This is a genomic window from Kitasatospora sp. NPDC092039, from assembly GCF_044756065.1.
GTDB lineage: Bacteria > Actinomycetota > Actinomycetes > Streptomycetales > Streptomycetaceae > Kitasatospora.
The window spans coordinates 117,653-135,308 of sequence record NZ_JBIVSD010000002.1; the positions used below are offsets into that span (position 1 = coordinate 117,653).

19 protein-coding genes are annotated in these 17,656 nt (G+C 73.6%); 15 read left to right on the forward strand and 4 right to left on the reverse strand.

What is annotated here, in order from left to right; all coding sequences use genetic code 11:
• Positions 1-131: 131 nt before the first annotated feature.
• Complete coding sequence (locus tag ACIQI7_RS03870; protein ID WP_387750702.1) at positions 132-1,001, reverse strand: 3-hydroxybutyryl-CoA dehydrogenase; 870 nt, start codon at positions 999-1,001, stop codon at positions 132-134.
• Positions 1,002-1,304: 303 nt separating this feature from the next.
• Here ACIQI7_RS03870 and ACIQI7_RS03875 point away from each other — a divergent pair, with 303 nt between their 5' ends.
• The gene (locus ACIQI7_RS03875) at positions 1,305-2,123 is read left to right on the forward strand and encodes an SDR family NAD(P)-dependent oxidoreductase (RefSeq protein ID WP_401104817.1); all 819 of its coding nucleotides are present in this window, start codon (positions 1,305-1,307) and stop codon (positions 2,121-2,123) included.
• Positions 2,124-2,131: 8 nt separating this feature from the next.
• Here the strand turns inward: ACIQI7_RS03875 and ACIQI7_RS03880 are convergent, their stop codons facing one another.
• On the reverse strand, positions 2,132-3,049 hold the full coding sequence (locus tag ACIQI7_RS03880; RefSeq protein WP_401104820.1) for a polysaccharide deacetylase family protein: 918 nt from the start codon (positions 3,047-3,049) through the stop codon (positions 2,132-2,134).
• Between the two features lie 208 nt (positions 3,050-3,257).
• On the opposite strand from ACIQI7_RS03880, the gene ACIQI7_RS03885 reads away from it, so the two are divergent.
• The 3 genes from ACIQI7_RS03885 (at position 3,258) to ACIQI7_RS03895 (ending at position 5,362) form a co-directional block, all read left to right on the forward strand.
• The gene (locus ACIQI7_RS03885; RefSeq protein ID WP_401104823.1) at positions 3,258-4,142 is read left to right on the forward strand and encodes an SAM-dependent methyltransferase; all 885 of its coding nucleotides are present in this window, start codon (positions 3,258-3,260) and stop codon (positions 4,140-4,142) included.
• A 120-nt stretch (positions 4,143-4,262) separates the two neighbouring features.
• The gene (locus ACIQI7_RS03890) at positions 4,263-4,811 is read left to right on the forward strand and encodes an HDIG domain-containing metalloprotein (RefSeq protein ID WP_401104825.1); all 549 of its coding nucleotides are present in this window, start codon (positions 4,263-4,265) and stop codon (positions 4,809-4,811) included.
• Between the two features lie 44 nt (positions 4,812-4,855).
• Complete coding sequence (locus ACIQI7_RS03895) at positions 4,856-5,362, forward strand: FBP domain-containing protein (RefSeq protein WP_387750716.1); 507 nt, start codon at positions 4,856-4,858, stop codon at positions 5,360-5,362.
• A gap of 14 nt (positions 5,363-5,376) precedes the next feature.
• Here ACIQI7_RS03895 and ACIQI7_RS03900 read toward each other — a convergent pair whose 3' ends face one another.
• Together ACIQI7_RS03900 and ACIQI7_RS03905 are read right to left on the reverse strand one after the other, a co-directional pair.
• Positions 5,377-5,751, reverse strand: coding sequence for an RNA-binding S4 domain-containing protein (locus ACIQI7_RS03900; RefSeq protein ID WP_387750719.1), 375 nt, complete (start codon positions 5,749-5,751; stop codon positions 5,377-5,379).
• Positions 5,752-5,771: 20 nt separating this feature from the next.
• Positions 5,772-6,176 carry a VOC family protein gene (locus ACIQI7_RS03905; protein ID WP_401104830.1) on the reverse strand — a complete coding sequence of 135 codons (405 nt, stop codon included), beginning with the start codon at positions 6,174-6,176 and terminating at the stop codon, positions 5,772-5,774.
• Between the two features lie 126 nt (positions 6,177-6,302).
• Between ACIQI7_RS03905 and ACIQI7_RS03910 the strand changes: the two genes are divergently transcribed.
• The 11 genes from ACIQI7_RS03910 to ACIQI7_RS03960 all read left to right on the forward strand — a co-directional run bounded on the left by ACIQI7_RS03910 (position 6,303) and on the right by ACIQI7_RS03960 (position 17,622).
• Entirely contained in the window at positions 6,303-7,469 is a 1,167-nt protein-coding gene (locus ACIQI7_RS03910; protein ID WP_401105672.1) for a methyltransferase, read from the forward strand.
• A gap of 94 nt (positions 7,470-7,563) precedes the next feature.
• On the forward strand, positions 7,564-8,592 hold the full coding sequence (gene argC / locus ACIQI7_RS03915; RefSeq protein WP_401104832.1) for an N-acetyl-gamma-glutamyl-phosphate reductase: 1,029 nt from the start codon (positions 7,564-7,566) through the stop codon (positions 8,590-8,592).
• Positions 8,589-9,761 carry a bifunctional glutamate N-acetyltransferase/amino-acid acetyltransferase ArgJ gene (gene argJ / locus ACIQI7_RS03920; protein ID WP_401104834.1) on the forward strand — a complete coding sequence of 391 codons (1,173 nt, stop codon included), beginning with the start codon at positions 8,589-8,591 and terminating at the stop codon, positions 9,759-9,761. The genes argC and argJ overlap by 4 nt, the downstream gene beginning before the upstream one ends.
• Before the next feature lie 198 nt (positions 9,762-9,959).
• Positions 9,960-10,835, forward strand: a complete 876-nt coding sequence (gene argB / locus ACIQI7_RS03925) for an acetylglutamate kinase (protein ID WP_387751910.1) — start codon at positions 9,960-9,962, stop codon at positions 10,833-10,835.
• Complete coding sequence (locus ACIQI7_RS03930; protein ID WP_401104837.1) at positions 10,832-12,064, forward strand: acetylornithine transaminase; 1,233 nt, start codon at positions 10,832-10,834, stop codon at positions 12,062-12,064. The genes argB and ACIQI7_RS03930 overlap by 4 nt, the downstream gene beginning before the upstream one ends.
• A gap of 23 nt (positions 12,065-12,087) precedes the next feature.
• Positions 12,088-12,636 carry an arginine repressor gene (locus ACIQI7_RS03935; RefSeq protein WP_049652068.1) on the forward strand — a complete coding sequence of 183 codons (549 nt, stop codon included), beginning with the start codon at positions 12,088-12,090 and terminating at the stop codon, positions 12,634-12,636.
• Positions 12,637-12,773: 137 nt separating this feature from the next.
• The gene (gene argH / locus ACIQI7_RS03940) at positions 12,774-14,198 is read left to right on the forward strand and encodes an argininosuccinate lyase (protein WP_401104839.1); all 1,425 of its coding nucleotides are present in this window, start codon (positions 12,774-12,776) and stop codon (positions 14,196-14,198) included.
• A 146-nt stretch (positions 14,199-14,344) separates the two neighbouring features.
• Positions 14,345-14,602: a hypothetical protein gene (locus ACIQI7_RS03945; protein ID WP_401104842.1), complete on the forward strand. Its 258-nt coding sequence runs from the start codon at positions 14,345-14,347 to the stop codon at positions 14,600-14,602.
• A 203-nt stretch (positions 14,603-14,805) separates the two neighbouring features.
• The gene (locus ACIQI7_RS03950; RefSeq protein WP_401104845.1) at positions 14,806-15,306 is read left to right on the forward strand and encodes a GNAT family N-acetyltransferase; all 501 of its coding nucleotides are present in this window, start codon (positions 14,806-14,808) and stop codon (positions 15,304-15,306) included.
• 547 nt (positions 15,307-15,853) lie between these two features.
• Positions 15,854-16,894, forward strand: a complete 1,041-nt coding sequence (locus ACIQI7_RS03955) for a methionine ABC transporter ATP-binding protein (RefSeq protein ID WP_401104848.1) — start codon at positions 15,854-15,856, stop codon at positions 16,892-16,894.
• Complete coding sequence (locus ACIQI7_RS03960) at positions 16,891-17,622, forward strand: methionine ABC transporter permease (protein ID WP_387750745.1); 732 nt, start codon at positions 16,891-16,893, stop codon at positions 17,620-17,622. Before ACIQI7_RS03955 ends, ACIQI7_RS03960 begins: the two co-directional genes overlap by 4 nt.
• Positions 17,623-17,656: the final 34 nt, after the last annotated feature.

A 17,656-nucleotide genomic window follows, 5' to 3' on the forward strand; every position in this document is an offset into this window, starting at 1 on the left:
CACCCCGCCGCTGTTGTGTATGGTCTCCGGCGCCAGCTCCCCAAACACCCGCGCCCCCCCCCCCCCCCCCCCGGGGGCCGGGGGGCCGCCCCCCGCCCCCCGGGCCCCTGGTGTCCGGTACGCCGCGCAGGTCAGGCGCTCGCGGTGTAGTCGTAGAAGCCGCGGCCGGACTTGCGGCCCAGCAGGCCCGCGTCGACCATCCGGGAGAGCAGCGGGGGAGCGGCGTACAGCGGCTCCTTGTACTCGTCGTACATCGACTCGGCGATCGAGACGATGGTGTCCAGGCCGATCAGGTCGCACAGCCGCAGCGGGCCCATCGGGTGGGCGCAGCCGGCCTCCATGCCCTTGTCGATGTCGGAGGCGGTGGCCACGCCCGACTCGAACATCCGCACCGCGGACAGCAGGTACGGCACCAGCAGCGCGTTGACCACGAAGCCGGCCCGGTCGCGGGCGCGGATCGGCTCCTTGCCGAGCACCTGGGAGGCGAAGGCCTCGACCCGCTCGGTGGTGGTCGCCGAGGTGGTCAGGGTCGGGATGACCTCGACCAGCTTCTGCACCGGCGCCGGGTTGAAGAAGTGCAGGCCGATCACCTGCTCCGGGCGGGTGGTGGCGGCGGCCAGCTTGACGATCGGGATCGAGGAGGTGTTGGAGGCCAGGATCGCGTCGCGGCGCTCGACCACCCGGTCCAGGGTCTCGAAGATCCGGACCTTGACGTCCTCGCGCTCGGCGACGGCCTCGACCACCAGGTCGCGGTCGGCGAAGTCGGACAGGTCGACGGTGAAGGACAGCCGGGCCATCGCCTCGTCCCGCTGCTCGGGGGTCAGCTTGCCCCGCTTGACCGCCGTGTCCAGGGAGTTGGTCAGCCGGGTGCGGCCGAACTCCAGGGCCTCACCGCTGGCCTCCGACACCAGGACGTCCAGCCCGGCCCGGGCGAAGACCTCGGCGATACCCGACCCCATCAGGCCGCAGCCGATCACTCCGACGCGCGCGATGTCACTCACTCAGTTGCCCTTCGACGGTGCTGGGGGTCGCCCAGCTACGGGTGGCCCAGCGAGCTGCTGGACGACGGGCCGGTGTACCGGAATGGGTGCACCGGTCACCGCCCCGACGACGTTACTACTCCGTACCGGCCAGTAGGTCACCCCCTCCCCGGCAGGGTGCCACCACCGGGAATCCCCCGAACGAGTGACGCGGCGCCCCCGGACCCGTGTGCCCGGGGCCTGCTCCGCCCGGCGGCCGACAGAATGCCGCAGACGGGGAGGGGGCGGAAGCGGACACGGCCGGGGGCCCGAAGGGAGCACAGGGTGTCGACGGGATCGCTCGCGGGACAGGTCGCCCTGGTCACCGGCGCCGGCCGGGGCATCGGCCGGGAGCTCGCCATCGGCCTGGCCGCCGAGGGGATGGCCGTCGGCCTGGTCGGCCGCACCCACGAGACGCTGACCGACACCCTCAAGGAGTGCGTCAGACGGGGCTCGCGGGGCGTCGCCGTGACCGCCGACGTCACCCGCCCCGGGTCGGTCCGCGAGGCGGTCCGGGTGGTCGAGCGCGACCTCGGACCGATCGACCTGCTGGTCAACAACGCCGGCCTGGTCGACCGCGCCGAGGTTCCGCTCTGGGAGACCGACGCCAACCAGTGGTGGCAGGTGGTCGAGACCAACCTGCGCGGCCCCTACAACCTGCTGCGCTGCGTGCTGCCCGGCATGGTCGCCCGCCGGCGCGGCCGGGTGGTCAACCTGAACTCCGGCTTCGCGCTGCGCCCGGACGGCCACTACACCGCGTACGCCACCTCCAAGGGCGCGCTGCTCCAGCTCTCCGACAACATGGCGGACTCGCTCGCCCGCAACGGCATCGTCGTCCTCGACATCAGCCCGGGCGCGGTGGCCACCGACATGACCGCCGGGATGCCGATGTTCAAGGACGCCAGGTCCTGGGACTCCATCCCGTACATGGTCGCGGTCACCGTGGACGCCGCCCGCGGCCGCTTCGACGCACTGCACGGGCGGTTCATCCACGCCGGCCGGGACAACCTGGAGGACCTGGTCAACCGGGCCGACGAGATCCGCGCCGCGGACGCCCGCACGCTGCGGCTGCGCCCGTACAAGGACGACGACCCGATGGTCTGAGCGCGCCCTCAGGCGCAGAGCTGGCTGGCGGTCACCGGCTTGAGCCCCGCCCTGGCCAGCCCGTCCAGGATCCCGGGCAGCGCGTCCACCGTGCACTGGTGCCCCATGTGCAGCGCCACCACCGACCCGCCGCGCACCGAGTTCAGCACCCGGCGCTGCAGCTCGGCGGCCGACGGGTCGCCGTAGTCGCGCGGGTCGACGTCGAAGGACAGCACGTGCTCGTACCCGACCGCCCTGGCCTGCTCGCGCACCATCGGCGTGGCGTACTGCGCGGCGGACGGGCGGAACCAGCGGCCGATCGAGCCGGTGAGCCGCTGCAGGCGCTCCGCGCACTGGGCGATCTCGGCGCGCGCCTGGTCCGGCGTCATCGCCGAGATGTTGAGGTGGTTCTGGGTGTGGTTGCCCAGCTCGTGGCCGCCGTCCAGGATCCGCCGGGCCATCTGCGGCTGCTGGTCGAGCCAGCTGCCGACCACCATCACGGTCAGCCTGGCGCCGCGCTGCTCGGCGGCCTCCAGCAGGGCGGTGGCCAGCTTCGGGTCGCCGCTGCCGTGGACGGTGAGCGCCACGTTCCGGCCGGTGCGCGGCCCGTACGCGACCTCGACCGGGGTGCCGGGCGCCAGCGGCGGCAGCGCGGGCGGGGCCGGCGGGGCGGAGGGCTGGGTGGCGGCGGCCGCGGCGGCGGTCGGCCCACCGGCCGGACCGGGCTCCGCCGGGGCGGAGGGCGCGGGGGAGCCCGGGCCCTCGCCGCCGTTCCAGGCCGGGTCGGTGGTGTGCTGCGGGTCCACGGTGCCGGGGTGCGCGGCGAGCGCCCCCGGATCGGCCCGGCGGCGCGTTCCGGTGCCGCAGGCGGTGAGCAGGCCGCCGGTGGCGGCGAGGGCGGCGAGTCGGGCGGTGGTGCGCAGCACGGTGCGGCGGTCGGCAGTCATCGGCAGCCAGCATAGAGAGCGCGGTCCGGCCGGGCGATCCGGTACGACCGGCCGCACCGGCCCTTGACGTGGACACCGTCCGTCACCGGGTGTTGCGTGAACCTGAACTCCCGCTGTTTCCGCGGAGTGTCCTTGGATACGATCACCGCGCACCGCGTGACGGGCGGTGGCCAGACTCTTCCGGCATTGCGCATTGGGGGCGGACAGGATGTACGAGGACAGCGCGGCGACCGGCCGGAGCGCGGGCACCGAGTGGGACTGGGCCAGAGCCGACGACTGGCAGCCGCCGAGCGAGCTGGACACCGGTGTCCCGCACACCGCCCGGATGTACGACTACTACCTCGGCGGCAAGGACAACTTCGAGGCCGACCGCAAGGCCGCCCAGGCCGCGATATCCGCCTACCCCGCGCTGCCGCTGCTGGCCCGCACCAACCGGCAGTTCCTCGGCCGCGCCGTGGAGTTCGTGGCGGGCCGGGGCGTGCGCCAGTTCGTCGACATCGGCACCGGCATCCCGGCGGTCGGCTCCACCAGCGAGGTCGCCCAGCGCGTCGCCCCGGACGCCCGGGTGGTGTACGTGGACAACGACCCGATCGTCGCCACCCACGCCCGCGCCCTGCTGGCGAGCCACCCCGCCGGGCACACCTCGGTGATCGAGGCCGACCTGCGCGACCCGGCCGCGATCCTCGGCCACCCCGAGCTGGCCCGCGCCGTCGACCTCTCCCAGCCGGTCGCGCTGATGCTGGTCGCCGTCCTGCACTTCATCCGCGACGAGGACGGTGCGCAGCGGATCGTCCGCACCCTGCGCGACGCGCTCGCCCCCGGCAGCGCGCTGATCCTCTCCCACGGCAGCCCCGACTTCGCCTCCCGCGAGAGCGCCGCCGAGGGCACCCGGATCTACCGGAGCGCCAGCGCCCCGCTCGTGCTGCGCCCGCGCTCCGGCGTCGAACCCTTCTTCGGCGACTTCGAGTTCGCCGGCCCCGGGCTCGTCCAGCTCCCGCTCTGGCGCCCCACCGCCGGCCACGTGCCCACCTCCGAACTCCCCGAGGGCTGGCAGGACGTCTCGGCGTACGCCGGCGTCGCCTTCAAGAAGTAGAGCCCCTCCCCGCTCCGTCGCGTCCGGCCCCGGCGCCTCCCTCCTGCGCCCCCGGGACCGGACGGCAGAAGCCTACGGACCCTCACTGACATCCCCTCACCCCGGAGCCGGCCCGACGCCGTGACCGAGTCCCTGCCGCCGCTGCCCCCGGACGTCGCCGACCTCCTGCGGGCCGTCGACGCCCCGCCCCGCCTGGTCGCCCACCTCGCGCTGGTGCACGAGGCGGCCGAGGAGATCGCCGACTTCTGCGCCCGCGAGGGTCTGGCCTTCGACCGCGAGGCGGTCCGCTACGGCGCCGCCACCCATGACATCGGCAAGGTCCTCCACCCCGGGGAGCTCTCCGGCCCCGGCTCCCTGCACGAGGCCGCCGGACACCGGCTGCTGCTCTCCCACGGAGTCCCCGAGCACCTCGCCCGCTTCGCCCGCAGCCACGCGAGCTGGGGCGGACCCGGTGTGACCGTCGAGGAACTGCTGGTCAGCCTCGCCGACAAGGCCTGGAAGAACAAGCGCGTCCAGGACCTGGAGGACCGCGTGGTGGACCTCCTCGCCGCCGGCGGCAGGGAGCGCTGGGAGGCCTTCCTCGCGCTGGACGACCTGCTCACCCGGATCGGCGAGGACGCCCCGCGGCGGCTGGCCGTCCAGGCCGCCCATCCGGTCCGCACCGGGTGAAAACGGCGCGACAGGGCGGACGGGTCGGTGTTAGCTTCCGCGACATGGAACCCCTGAGTGAGAACGAGATCCGCGCGTCCTTCGTCAACTGCTCCAAGGGCGAGGCCCGCCGGCTCAACCTGCCCCGGGGCCTGGCCGAACTGCCCTGGGAGCACCTTGACTTCCTCGGCTGGCGGGACCAGGGCGCACCCGACCGCGCGTACCTGGTGGCGCCGTACGGCGGCGAGCTCGTCGGCGTGACGCTGCGCTCGCCGGTGATCCGGCGCAGCCTGACCAAGACCAACGTGTGCTCGCTGTGCATCACCGCGCACGCCGGGTCAGGGGTGGCGCTGCTCGCCGCCCGCCGGGCCGGGACGGCCGGGCGCGAGGGCAACACGGTCGGCACCTACATCTGCGCCGACCTGGCCTGCTCGCTGTACGTGCGCGGGCTGAAGAAGTCCACCCTGGTCACCCGGCCCGACGAGTCGCTGCCGCTGGAGCTGCAGATCGACCGTACGGTGGGCAACCTCGGCGGCTTCCTCGACAAGGTGCTGGCCACCGCCGCCGCGTGACGGACCGGTAGCGCTCAGTGTCCGCGCAGCTGGTCCAGCTCGCGGCGCTCCCGCTTGGTCGGCCGCCCGGTGCCGCGGTCCCGCGTCCCGGCCGCCGCGACGAACTCGCGCGGCGGCCGCGGCGGGCTGTTGTCGAGCAGGCACTCCGCCGCGACCGCGGCGCCGACCCGCTTGCGGATCAGCTTCCGCACCACCACGACCCGTTCGTAGCCCTCCTCGCGGACCCGGACCTCGTCCCCGGGCTTCAGTGCCTGGGCGGGCTTGGCCCGTTCGCCGTTCACCCGGACGTGCCCGGCCCGGCACGCGGCGGCCGCCAGCGCCCGCGTCCTGACCAGCCGGACCGACCAGATCCAGCTGTCCACCCGCACGCTTCCCTCGTGTTCAGCCATCCTCGGAGCCTAACCGAGACCTATCCGGCGCGCGGCGCCTCCTGGACCGCCCAGCCGTTCCCGTCCGGGTCGTTGAAGAACACGAAGTTGTTCCACGCCTCGCCGTGGCCGTCCACCCGGCCCCCCGTCACGAAGTGCTGGACGGGGCTGACCGGCACGCCCCGCGCCGTCAGTTCGGCGTGCGCCTTGTCGATGTCCGGCACCACCAGCTGGAGGCCCTTCACCGATCCGGGCGGCGAGTCGATCACCCCCTTGCCCACCACGATGGAGCAGGGCGAGCCGGGGGGAGTCAGCTGGACCACCCGGATCCCGTCCCGCAGCAGGGTGTCGTGGTCGACGGTGAACCCGACCTGCTCCTCGTAGAAGAGCTTCGAGCGGTCCACGTCGGACACCGGGACCACCACGACTTCGAGTTTCCACTCCATCGCCCTCACCCCTCTCGGTCGGGCTCTTCCAGTATCCGTCCGTAATCGCCCCCGGGGGCTGTCGGATAGCCTGGGAGCACGATGAATTCCCAGACCACGCCCGCCGCGACCCCGTCGAACACCACCATGGCCACCCCGTGGGGCACCTTGGAGCTCACCCGCTTCCCGGTGGACCCGCGCGAGCGGCTCCGGGCCTGGGACGCCGCCGACGAGTACCTGCTGCGCCACCTCGCGGGCGAGGCCGACAGCGCGGCCGGCGCCGCGACGGAACTGGCCGGCCGCACGGTCGCCGTCCTCGGTGACCGCTGGGGCGCGCTGACCACCGCGCTCGCCGGGCACCGGCCGCTGCAGATCACCGACTCCCACCTCGGCCGGCGGGCCACCCTGGCCAATCTGGCCCGGGCCGGCGCCGCCGTGGACGAGGCGCGGCTGCTGACCACCCGGGACGCGGTGCCGGAGCGGATCGACGTGCTGCTGGTGCGCGTCCCCAAGAGCCTGGCCCTGCTGGAGGACCAGCTGCACCGGCTCGCCCCCGCCGTCCACGAGGGCACCGTGGTGATCGGCACCGGCATGGTCACCGAGATCCACACCTCCACGCTCCAGCTGTTCGAGCGGATCCTCGGCCCGACCCGCACCTCGCTGGCGGTCCGCAAGGCCCGGCTGATCTTCTGCACCCCGGACCGGACCCTCGACCCCGGCCCCAGTCCGTGGCCGCACCGCTACGCGCTGCCCCCGGACGTCGGCCCCGCCTCCGGCCGTACCGTCGTCAACCACGCGGGCACCTTCTGCGCCGAACGGCTCGACATCGGCACCCGCTTCCTCCTCGCCCACCTGCCCGTCCCGGCGGCCGGCGCCCGGGTGGTGGACCTCGGCTGCGGCAACGGCGTGGTCGGCACGGCCGCGGCGCTGGCCGGGCCCGGCGCGGAGCTGGTGTTCGTGGACGAGTCGCACCAGGCGGTGGCCTCCGCCGAGGAGACCTTCCGCCTCAACCTGGGCCCGGACGCTCCGGCCGAGTTCCTGGCCGCCGACGCCCTGGCCCCGGACGTGGTCGCGGCCGGCTCGGTGGACCTGGTGCTCAACAACCCGCCCTTCCACTCCCACCAGGCCACCACCGACGCCACCGCCTGGCGGATGTTCACCGGCGCCAGGCGGGCGCTGCGGCCCGGCGGCGAACTCTGGGTGGTCGGCAACCGCCACCTCGGTTACCACGTCAAGCTGCGCCGCCTCTTCGGCAACTGCCAACTCGTCGCCGGCAACCCCAAGTTCGTGGTGCTGCGGGCCGTCAAGCGCTGACCCGGGCGGCTCTGCCCCGCCGGGATGCGACATGAACTCCTTGCATGAATTTTCCACCGCGCGTATATTCATGCCAAGTCGAAGGAGGAACGCCATGGCATTGCGAGTCGCCGTCGCCGGCGCGAGCGGTTACGCGGGCGGTGAGGTGCTGCGCCTGCTGCTCGGCCACCCGGAGGTGGAGATCGGGGCGCTGACCGGCGGCTCGAACGCGGGCACCGGACTGGGCGCGCTGCAGCCGCACCTCCTCCCGCTGGCCGACCGCGTCCTCGAGGCCACCACCCCCGAGGTGCTGGCCGACCACGACGTGGTGTTCCTGGCGCTGCCGCACGGACAGTCCGCCGCCGTCGCCGAGGAACTCGGCCCGAACGTCCTGGTGATCGACTGCGGCGCCGACTTCCGGCTCAGGGCCGCCGCCGACTGGGAGCAGTTCTACGGCTCCGCGCACGCCGGCACCTGGCCCTACGGCCTGCCCGAACTCCCCGGCCACCGCGCCGCGTTGAAGGGCAGCAACCGGATCGCCGTCCCCGGCTGCTACCCGACGGCCGTCTCCCTGGCGCTGTTCCCCGCGTACGCCGCGCGGCTCGCCGAGCCGGAGGCCGTGGTGGTCGCCGCCTCCGGCACCTCCGGCGCCGGCAAGGCCGCCAAGCCGCACCTGCTGGGCAGCGAGGTGATGGGCAGCGTCAGCCCGTACGGCGTCGGCGGCGTCCACCGGCACACCCCGGAGATGGCGCAGAACCTCACCCCGGTCGCGGGCGAGCCGGTCACCGTCTCCTTCACCCCCACCCTCGTCCCGATGCCGCGCGGCATCCTCGCCACCTGCTCGGCCAAGGCCAGGCCGGAGGTGACGGCCCGGAGCCTGCGCGCCGCGTACACCGAGGCCTTCGCGGACGAGCCCTTCGTCCACCTGCTGCCCGAGGGGCAGTGGCCGCAGACCAGCAGTGTCTACGGCGCCAACACCGCCCTGGTCCAGGTCGCCCTGGACGCCGCCGCCGGGCGGATCATCGCGATCAGCGCGATCGACAACCTGGTCAAGGGCACCGCCGGCGGCGCGGTGCAGAGCATGAACATCGCCCTGGGCCTGCCCGAGGAGCTGGGCCTTCCCGTGAACGGAGTCGCACCGTGAGCAACAGCACGAACGTCGGGGTGACCGCGGCCAAGGGCTTCCGTGCCGCCGGCGTGACCGCCGGCATCAAGGCCTCCGGCACCCCCGACCTCGCCCTGGTGGTCAACGACGGCCCCTCGCTCGCCGCGGCCGGCGTCTTCACCGCCAACCGGGTCAAGGCTGCGCCGGTGCTCTGGTCCGAGCAGGTCCTCAAGGGCGGCCGGGTGTCCGCCGTCGTGCTCAACTCCGGTGGTGCCAACGCCTGCACCGGCCCGCTCGGCTTCCAGGACACCCACGCCACCGCGGAGAAGGCGGCCGCGGAGCTGGGCCTCAACGCGGGCGAGGTCGCCGTCGCCTCCACCGGCCTGATCGGCGTGCGGCTGCCGATGGACGTCCTGCTGCCCGGGGTCGCCCTGGCCGCGGGCGAGCTCGACGAGGCCGGCGGCGAGGCCGCCGCGATCGCCATCAAGACCACCGACACGGTGCACAAGACCGCCCGGTTCACCAGCCCGGCCGGCTGGACGGTCGGCGGCATGGCCAAGGGCGCGGGCATGCTCGCGCCGAGCCTCGCCACCATGCTGGTCGTGCTCACCACCGACGCCGCCGTCGACAGCGCCGGCCTGGACGCCGCGCTGCGCGGCGCCACCCGCACCACCTTCGACCGGATCGACTCCGACGGCTGCATGTCGACCAACGACACCGTGCTGCTGCTCGCCTCCGCCGCCTCCGGCGTCACCCCGGAGCAGGCCGAGTTCGCCGAGGCCGTCCGGACGGTCAGCGCCGACCTGGCCCGCCAGCTGATCGGTGACGCCGAGGGCGCGAGCAAGGAGATCCGGATCGACGTCACCGGCGCCGCCACCGAGGACGAGGCGGTCGAGGTCGCCCGGACGATCAGCCGCAACAACCTGCTCAAGTGCGCCATCCACGGCGAGGACCCCAACTGGGGCCGGGTGCTGGCCGCGATCGGCACCACCTCCGCGGCGTTCGACCCGAACGAGCTGGACGTCGCCATCAACGGCGTCTGGGTCTGCCGGGCCGGCGGCGTGGGCGAGGACCGCGACCTGGTGGACATGAAGGGCCGCGAGGTCGTCGTCACCGCGAACCTCAACGCCGGTACGGCGGGCGCCACGCTGTGGACCAACGACCTGACGGCCGACTACGTTCACGAGAACAGCGCCTACTCGACCTGATCCGCGTCACTTCCTCCGCGGCACCCTGAGCGGCGACACCCGGTCCGCGGAACCGGAGCCGCGCCACCCGGCCCGCGCCACCTGATCCGCGACATCCTCCCCCAGCCTCCGGCCGGGGGACCCCCATCGACGAGGGAACCCGTGCAGATCGCACCCAAGGGCGAACAGGCCCGCAACAACACCGCGTTGCCCAAGGCCATGACGCTGATCGAGGCGCTGCCGTGGCTGGAGCGCTTCCACGGCAAGACCGTCGTGATCAAGTTCGGCGGCAACGCCATGGTGGACGACAGCCTCAAGGCCGCCTTCGCCCAGGACGTGGTCTTCCTGCGCTACGCCGGCCTGCACCCGGTCGTGGTGCACGGCGGCGGCCCGCAGATCAGCGCCCAACTCGACCGGCTGGGGCTGGAGTCGAGCTTCACCAACGGCCTGCGGGTCACCACCCCGGAGACCATGGACGTGGTCCGGATGGTGCTGGCCGGCCAGGTGCAGCGCGAGCTGGTCGGCCTGCTCAACGAGCACGGCCCGTTCGCGGTCGGCATGACCGGCGAGGACGCCCACACCATGACGGCGGTCAAGCGCTACGCGGTGGTGGACGGCGAGCAGGTCGACATCGGCCTGGTGGGCGACATCGTCAACATCGAGGCCGGCGCGGTGAAGGCGATGATCGCCGACGGCCGCATCCCGGTCATCTCCTCGATCGCCCGCGGCACCGACGGCCACGTCTACAACATCAACGCCGACACCGCCGCCTCCGCCCTCGCGGTCGCGCTCGGCGCCGAGATGCTCGTCGTCCTCACCGACGTCGAGGGCCTCTACAAGGACTGGCCGAACTCCGACGACGTGATCAGCCAGCTCACCGCGAGCGAGCTGGAGGAGCTGCTGCCCGACCTGGCCAGCGGCATGCTCCCCAAGATGGAGGGCTGCCTGCGCGCCGTCCGCTCCGGCGTGGGCACCGCCCGCGTGCTGGACGGCCGGGTGCAGCACAGCCTGCTGCTGGAGATCTTCACCGACGAGGGCATCGGCACGATGGTCGTGCCGGACGACGAACCGACCGTGACCGGGGGACTGGCATGACTGGCACGACTGGCGGGACCGGCACGACCCACAACGAGCGGCTCGCCGAGCGCTGGCAGCACTCCTTCACCGACAACTACGGCACCCCCCGCATCCCGCTGGTGCGCGGCGAGGGCAGCAAGCTCTGGGACGCCGACGGCAAGGAGTACACCGACCTGCTCGGCGGCATCGCCGTCAACGCCCTGGGCACCGCCCACCCGGCCGTCGTCGAGGCGGTGAGCCGGCAGATCGCCACCCTCGGCCACGTCTCCAACCTCTTCATGGCCGAGCCCACCATCGCGCTCGCCGAGCGGCTGCTGGAGCTGGACGGCCGCCCCGGCGGCCGGGTGTTCTTCTGCAACTCCGGCGCCGAGGCCAACGAGGCCGCCTTCAAGATCGGCCGGCGGACCGGCCGGACCCACCTGGTCGCCCTCCAGGGAGGCTTCCACGGCCGCACCATGGGCGCCCTCGCGCTCACCGGTCAGCCCGCCAAGCAGGACCCGTTCCGCCCGCTGCCCGGCGACGTCACCCACGTCCCGTTCGGCGACGTCGAGGCGCTGCGCGCGGCCGTCACCGAGGAGACCGCCGCCGTCTTCCTGGAGCCGATCCAGGGCGAGAACGGCGCCGTCCCGCTGCCCGAGGGCTACCTGAGGGCGGCCCGCGAGATCACCCGGGCCACCGGCACCCTGCTGGTCCTGGACGAGATCCAGACCGGCGTCGGCCGCACCGGCCACTGGTTCGCCCACCAGGCGTACGAGGGCGTGGAGCCGGACGTGGTCACCCTGGCCAAGGCGCTCGGCGGCGGCCTGCCGATGGGCGCGGTGCTCGCCTTCGGGCCGGCCGCCGAGCTGCTCACCCCGGGCCAGCACGGCACCACCTTCGGCGGCAACCCGGTGGCCGCCGCGGCCGGGCTCGCGGTGCTGGACACCATCGAGTCCGAGGGCCTGCTGGAGCACGCCCGCAAGCTCGGCGAGCGGCTGCGGCACGGCGTCGAGGCGCTCGGCGACCCGCTGGTCTCGCACGTGCGCGGCGCGGGACTGCTGCTCGGCATCGTGCTGACCGCGCCGGTCGCGGCCGAGGTGCAGGCCGCCGCGCAGCGGGCGGGCTTCCTGGTCAACGCGGCCGTCCCGGACGCCGTCCGGCTGGCCCCGCCGCTGGTGCTCACCGAACAGGAGGCGGACGCGTTCCTGGCCGCGCTGCCGGGCATCCTCCGGACGGTGCGCGAGAGCGCCCCGGCCGATGCGAGTTGACCGCCGTCCGGGAGAATAATCACATGACCGCATCCCACTCCGGCCCATCCGCCGCCGGCCCGACGCCGCAGGTCCCGCAGACCCGCACCGCGCGCCACCGACGGATCGTGGACCTGCTCACCCGCCAGCCCGTGCGTTCGCAGAGCCAGCTCGCCAAGCTGCTCGCCGACGACGGACTCGTGGTCACCCAGGCCACCCTCTCCCGGGACCTGGACGAGCTGGGCGCGGTCAAGATCCGCAACCGGGACGGCGCGCTGATCTACGCCGTCCCGGCCGAGGGCGGCGACCGCACGCCGCGCGCCCCGATGGGGGAGTCGGCCAGCGAGGGCCGGATGGCCCGGCTGGCCGGCGAGCTCATGGTCTCCGCGACGGCCTCCGGCAACCTCGTGGTGCTGCGCACCCCGCCGGGCGCCGCCCAGTTCCTGGCCTCGGCGATCGACCAGGCCGAGGTGTTCGAGATCATCGGCACCATCGCCGGCGACGACACCGTCCTGCTGATCAGCCGCGACCCGGCCGGCGGCCAGGCGCTCGCCGACCACCTCATGCAACTCGCCCAGGCGAAGGCGCAGTAGCGCCCCGCCGCGGGGAGCGCGGCACCGCCCGACCCCACGAACCCCGGCCGACGGAGACCGTCCGGCCGGGGTTTGTTTTTCATACGCCCTCGTGCATACTTATGCCAACCACCGCACATCCATGAAGGAGCCACGCGATGACCGCCGAGCAGTCCTCCGACGTCCGCCTCTGGGGCGCGCGCTTCGCCGACGGCCCGTCCGAGGCGCTGGCCCGGCTCTCGGCCTCGGTCCACTTCGACTGGCGCCTCGCGCCGTACGACATCGCCGGCTCCAGGGCCCACGCCCGGGTCCTGCACAAGGCGGGCCTGCTCTCCGACGAGGAGCTGGCCGGCATGCTGGCCGGCCTGGACCGGCTGCTCGCCGACGTCGAGGCGGGCACCTTCACCGGCACCGTCGCCGACGAGGACGTGCACACCGCCCTGGAGCGCGGCCTGCTGGAGCGCCTCGGCCCCGACCTCGGCGGCAAGCTGCGGGCCGGCCGCTCGCGCAACGACCAGATCGCCACCCTGTTCCGGATGTACCTGCGGGACCACGCCCGGACCATCGGCGGCCTGCTGCTCGACCTCCAGCAGGCCCTGGTCGGCCTCGCCGAGGCGCACCCGGACACCGCCATGCCGGGCCGCACCCACCTCCAGCACGCCCAGCCGGTGCTCTTCGCCCACCACGTCCTCGCGCACGTGCAGGCCCTCGGCCGGGACGCCGAGCGGCTGCGCCAGTGGGACGCCCGCACCGCCGTCTCGCCGTACGGCTCCGGCGCGCTGGCCGGCTCCTCGCTCGGCCTGGACCCCGAGGCCGTCGCCGCCGACCTCGGCTTCGAGGGCGGCTCGGCGGGCAACTCCATCGACGGCACCGCCTCGCGCGACTTCGTCGCCGAGTTCGCCTTCGTGACGGCGATGATCGGCGTCAACCTCTCCCGGATCGCGGAGGAGGTGATCATCTGGAACACCAGGGAGTTCGGCTTCATCACGCTGCACGACGCCTTCTCCACCGGCTCCTCGATCATGCCGCAGAAGAAGAACCCGGACATCGCCGAGCTCGCCCGGGGCAAGTCCGGCCGGCTGATCGGCAACCTGACCGGCCTGCTGGCCACCCTCAAGGCGCTGCCGCTGGCCTACAACCGGGACCTCCAGGAGGACAAGGAGCCGGTCTTCGACTCGTGCGACACGCTGGAGGTGCTGCTGCCCGCGTTCACCGGGATGATGGCCACCCTCACCGTGCACCGGGAGCGGCTGGAGGAGCTCGCCCCGGCCGGCTTCTCGCTCGCCACCGACATCGCCGAGTGGCTGGTCAAGCAGGGCGTGCCGTTCCGGGTCGCGCACGAGGTGGCCGGCGCCTGCGTCAAGGTCTGCGAGGCCGAGGGCATCGAGCTGTCCGACCTGACGGACGAGCAGTTCGCCGCGATCTCCGGGCACCTGACGCCCGAGGTGCGCTCGGTGCTCAGCGTCCACGGCGCCATCGCCGCCCGCGACGGGCGCGGCGGAACCGCCCCCTCGGCGGTCGCGGTCCAGCTCGCCGAGGTGAAGGCGGACCTGGCGCGGCAGCAGGAGTGGGCCCGGGGCTGACCCCGGCGGGAGGGCCGGCCCCGACGCGGTCGGAGCCGGCCCCGGCACGGCGGGGGAGGGGCGCGGCGGTCCGACCGGCGCGCCCCTCCCGCGTCCGCGCGTCGGCCCGGGCGTAACCGGCCCCGCCCCGGGCCGTCATCCACGGTGTGTGCACCGCCATCCCGCCCGTCCCCTCCGCCGAGGACGTCTACCTCGCCGAGGACCGCCGCCGCGTGGTCCGCGAGACCGTCGCCGCCCTGCCCGGCCGCTGTCCGCAGCTGATCGCCGCCCTCGCCGAGGATCCGCCGCCCACCTACCGCGAGCTCGCCGAGCGGCTCGGCATGCCGCGCGGCTCGATCGGCCCCACCCGTTCCCGCTGCCTGGCCTGCCTGCGGACGCTGCTCCACGCGGAGCGCTACCCCTGAGCGCGGCCGTACGACCCCACGGCACCCGCGCGGCGAGGGAGGTGACCCTCCTCACGTCCGCGCCCGCGAAGGTTGAGGGGAGCTGACACCCGGGTAGAGCGCTGGCGAACGCAGCTCTTGACGGTGACGCGATCACTCGGATACTGAGCGTGAGCGCGCCACCCTCTGCGCGCCGGGCAAGACGACTGGGGAGGCCCCTCCACATGGGCATGAGCGTGATCATCTCGGCCGCGACGGCCGAGGACGCGGAGCAGATCCTCAAGCTCCAGTACCTCGGCTACCAGCCCGAGGCCGAGCTGTACGGCGACTGGGCGATCGAGCCCCTGACGCAGAGCCTGGAGAGCCTGCGCGCCGAACTGTCCGAACAGCACTTCCTGGTCGCCCGGCTGGGCGACGAGGTGGTGGGCACGGTCCGCGGCCACGTCGGCGCCGACGGCGTCGCCCGGATAGGGCGCCTGGTCGTCCATCCGCGGATGCAGCGCCACGGCCTCGGCGGCCGGCTGATGGACGCGCTGGAGCGCGACATGGCCCAGCACGGCCCGGTGAGTGCCTACCGGCTGTCCACCGGCCACCGCAGCCTCGGCAACCTGCGGCTGTACGCCCGCCAGGGGTACCGTCAGACCCGGGTCGAGCAGGTCAACAGCCGGCTGAGCGTCGTCCACCTGGAGAAGCCCGCCACCACGCCGCTCGCCGCGACGGCCTGAGCCCGCCGCCCCGCGCCCGGCTCCCGGCGCCGCCACCATCCGGACCACCGGTGGCGGCGCCGAGCCGTATCCGCGCTGGTGGCAGGGGTGCATGTCCGCATTGCGGACAGCTCCGGCAAATAATTGGGCGGAAAACCACCCATCTGTTTTACTGGCTCACATGACTGCGACGACGAACTGGACCCCCACCGGCACCCTGCCGGCAGGTGAGCGTGCCATGTGTCGTCGAATGTGTCACTGCTGAGGGCCACCGCCCCCGGCACCCCTGAGGGTGCCTCCCCCTCGCGCCCCGAAGCGAGAATCCGCGCCGCTCCCGCCCGTGCGAGCGCGCCCCTCCTCCCGGACCCCTCCCTCCGCCGTGCCCGCCCACCCGCGGGCCGGGTGACTCGTTAGGGCCACGCCGTCGCGCGGCCCGGCCGTCCAGCGGCCACGATCAGGGGATGGTAGGTCCGGACCCTCCCGGCGCAGCGCCGTAACGCCGCCGCCGACCGCACGCCGGTCGCGCGGTCGACCCACGCCGCCCGCCCCCGACCCACGGAAAGTCGCTGTGATCACCACCACGGACCTGACGAAGGTCTACCGTTCCCGAGGCCGCGAGGTGACCGCCCTCGCCGGCGTCGACCTGCACGTCCGCCCGGGCGAGGTCTACGGAGTCGTCGGCACCAGCGGCGCCGGCAAGTCCACCCTCATCCGCTGCGTGAACATGCTGGAGCGCCCGACCTCCGGCACGGTCACCGTGGACGGGGTCGAACTCACCGCGCTGGCCGGCGGCGAGAACCGGGCCGGCCGGGAGCTGCGCGAGGCCCGCCGCCGGATCGGCATGGTCTTCCAGCACTTCAACCTGCTCTCCTCGCGGACCGTGCAGCAGAACGTCGAGCTCCCGCTGGAGATCATCGGACTGGACCGCACCGAGCGCCGCCGCAAGGCCGCCGAACTGCTCGACCTGGTCGGCCTCGGCGACAAGGCCCGCAGCTACCCCCACCAGCTCTCCGGCGGCCAGAAGCAGCGCGTCGGCATCGCCCGGGCGCTGGCCGGCGACCCCAAGGTGCTGCTCTCCGACGAGGCCACCTCGGCGCTCGACCCGGAGACCACGCGCTCGATCCTCAAGCTGCTGCGCGACCTCAACCAGCAGCTGGGCCTCACCGTCCTGCTGATCACCCACGAGATGGACGTCATCAAGTCCGTCTGCGACTCCGCCGCCCTGATGCGCGGCGGCCGGGTGGTCGAGTCCGGCGAGCTCACCGACCTGCTGGCCCAGCCCGGCTCCGAGCTGGCCCGCGAGCTGTTTCCGCTCAGCGAGTTCGGCACCGGCCACGCCGGCTCCACCGTCCTGGAGATCACCTTCCAGGGAGACAGCTCGGCCCAGCCGTTCGTCTCCCAGCTCGCCCGCACCTACCAGATCGACATCAACATCCTCGGTGCCGCGGTGGAGACCATCGCCGGCCGGATGGTCGGCCGGATGCGGGTCGAACTGCCCGGCAGCCACCAGGACAACGTGGTGCCGATCGGCTACCTGCGCGAGCAGGGCCTGCAGGTGGACCTCCTCGACGCGGACGGCGTCGGCACGGCGAACGGAGCGGTGGCATGACCTGGGACCAGATGCAGGAGCTGATGTGGCCCGCCACCCAGGAGACCTTCCAGATGGTCGGGGTGTCGACCGCCTGCACGGTCCTGCTCGGCCTGCCCCTCGGGATCCTGCTGGTGCTCACCTCCAAGGGCGGGGTGCTGCAGAACCAGCCGGTGAACAAGGTGCTCGGCGCGGTCGTGAACCTCACGCGCTCGATGCCGTTCATCATCCTGATGATCGCGCTGATCTCCTTCACCCGCTGGCTCACCGGCAACTCCCTGGGCTGGCAGGCGGCCACCGTGCCGCTGACCGTCGGCGCGATCCCGTTCTTCGCCCGGCTGGTGGAGACCTCCGTCCGTGAGGTCGACCGCGGCCTGGTCGAGGCCGTCCACGCGATGGGCGGCGGCACCTGGACGCTGGTCCGCAAGGTGCTGGTCCCCGAGGCGCTCCCGGGCATCGTCGCCTCCGTCACCACCACGGTCATCGCGCTGATCGGCTACTCCGCGATGGCCGGCACGGTCGGCGGCGGCGGTCTCGGCGACCTCGCCTACCGCTACGGCTACCTGCGCTTCGAGACCTCCTTCATGTGGATCATCGTGGCGGAGATCGCGGTCATCGTCACCGTGATCCAGCTGGCCGGCGACTACGCCGTGCGCCGGCTCGCCAACCGGGGCCACGGCGGCGGACGCACCCGACTGCTGCGTCCGCGCCCCGCCACCGCCGCCGACGAGGACCTCGTCGCCCACTAGACCTCCCCCGTCCGACCCCGGACGCGGCTCCCCG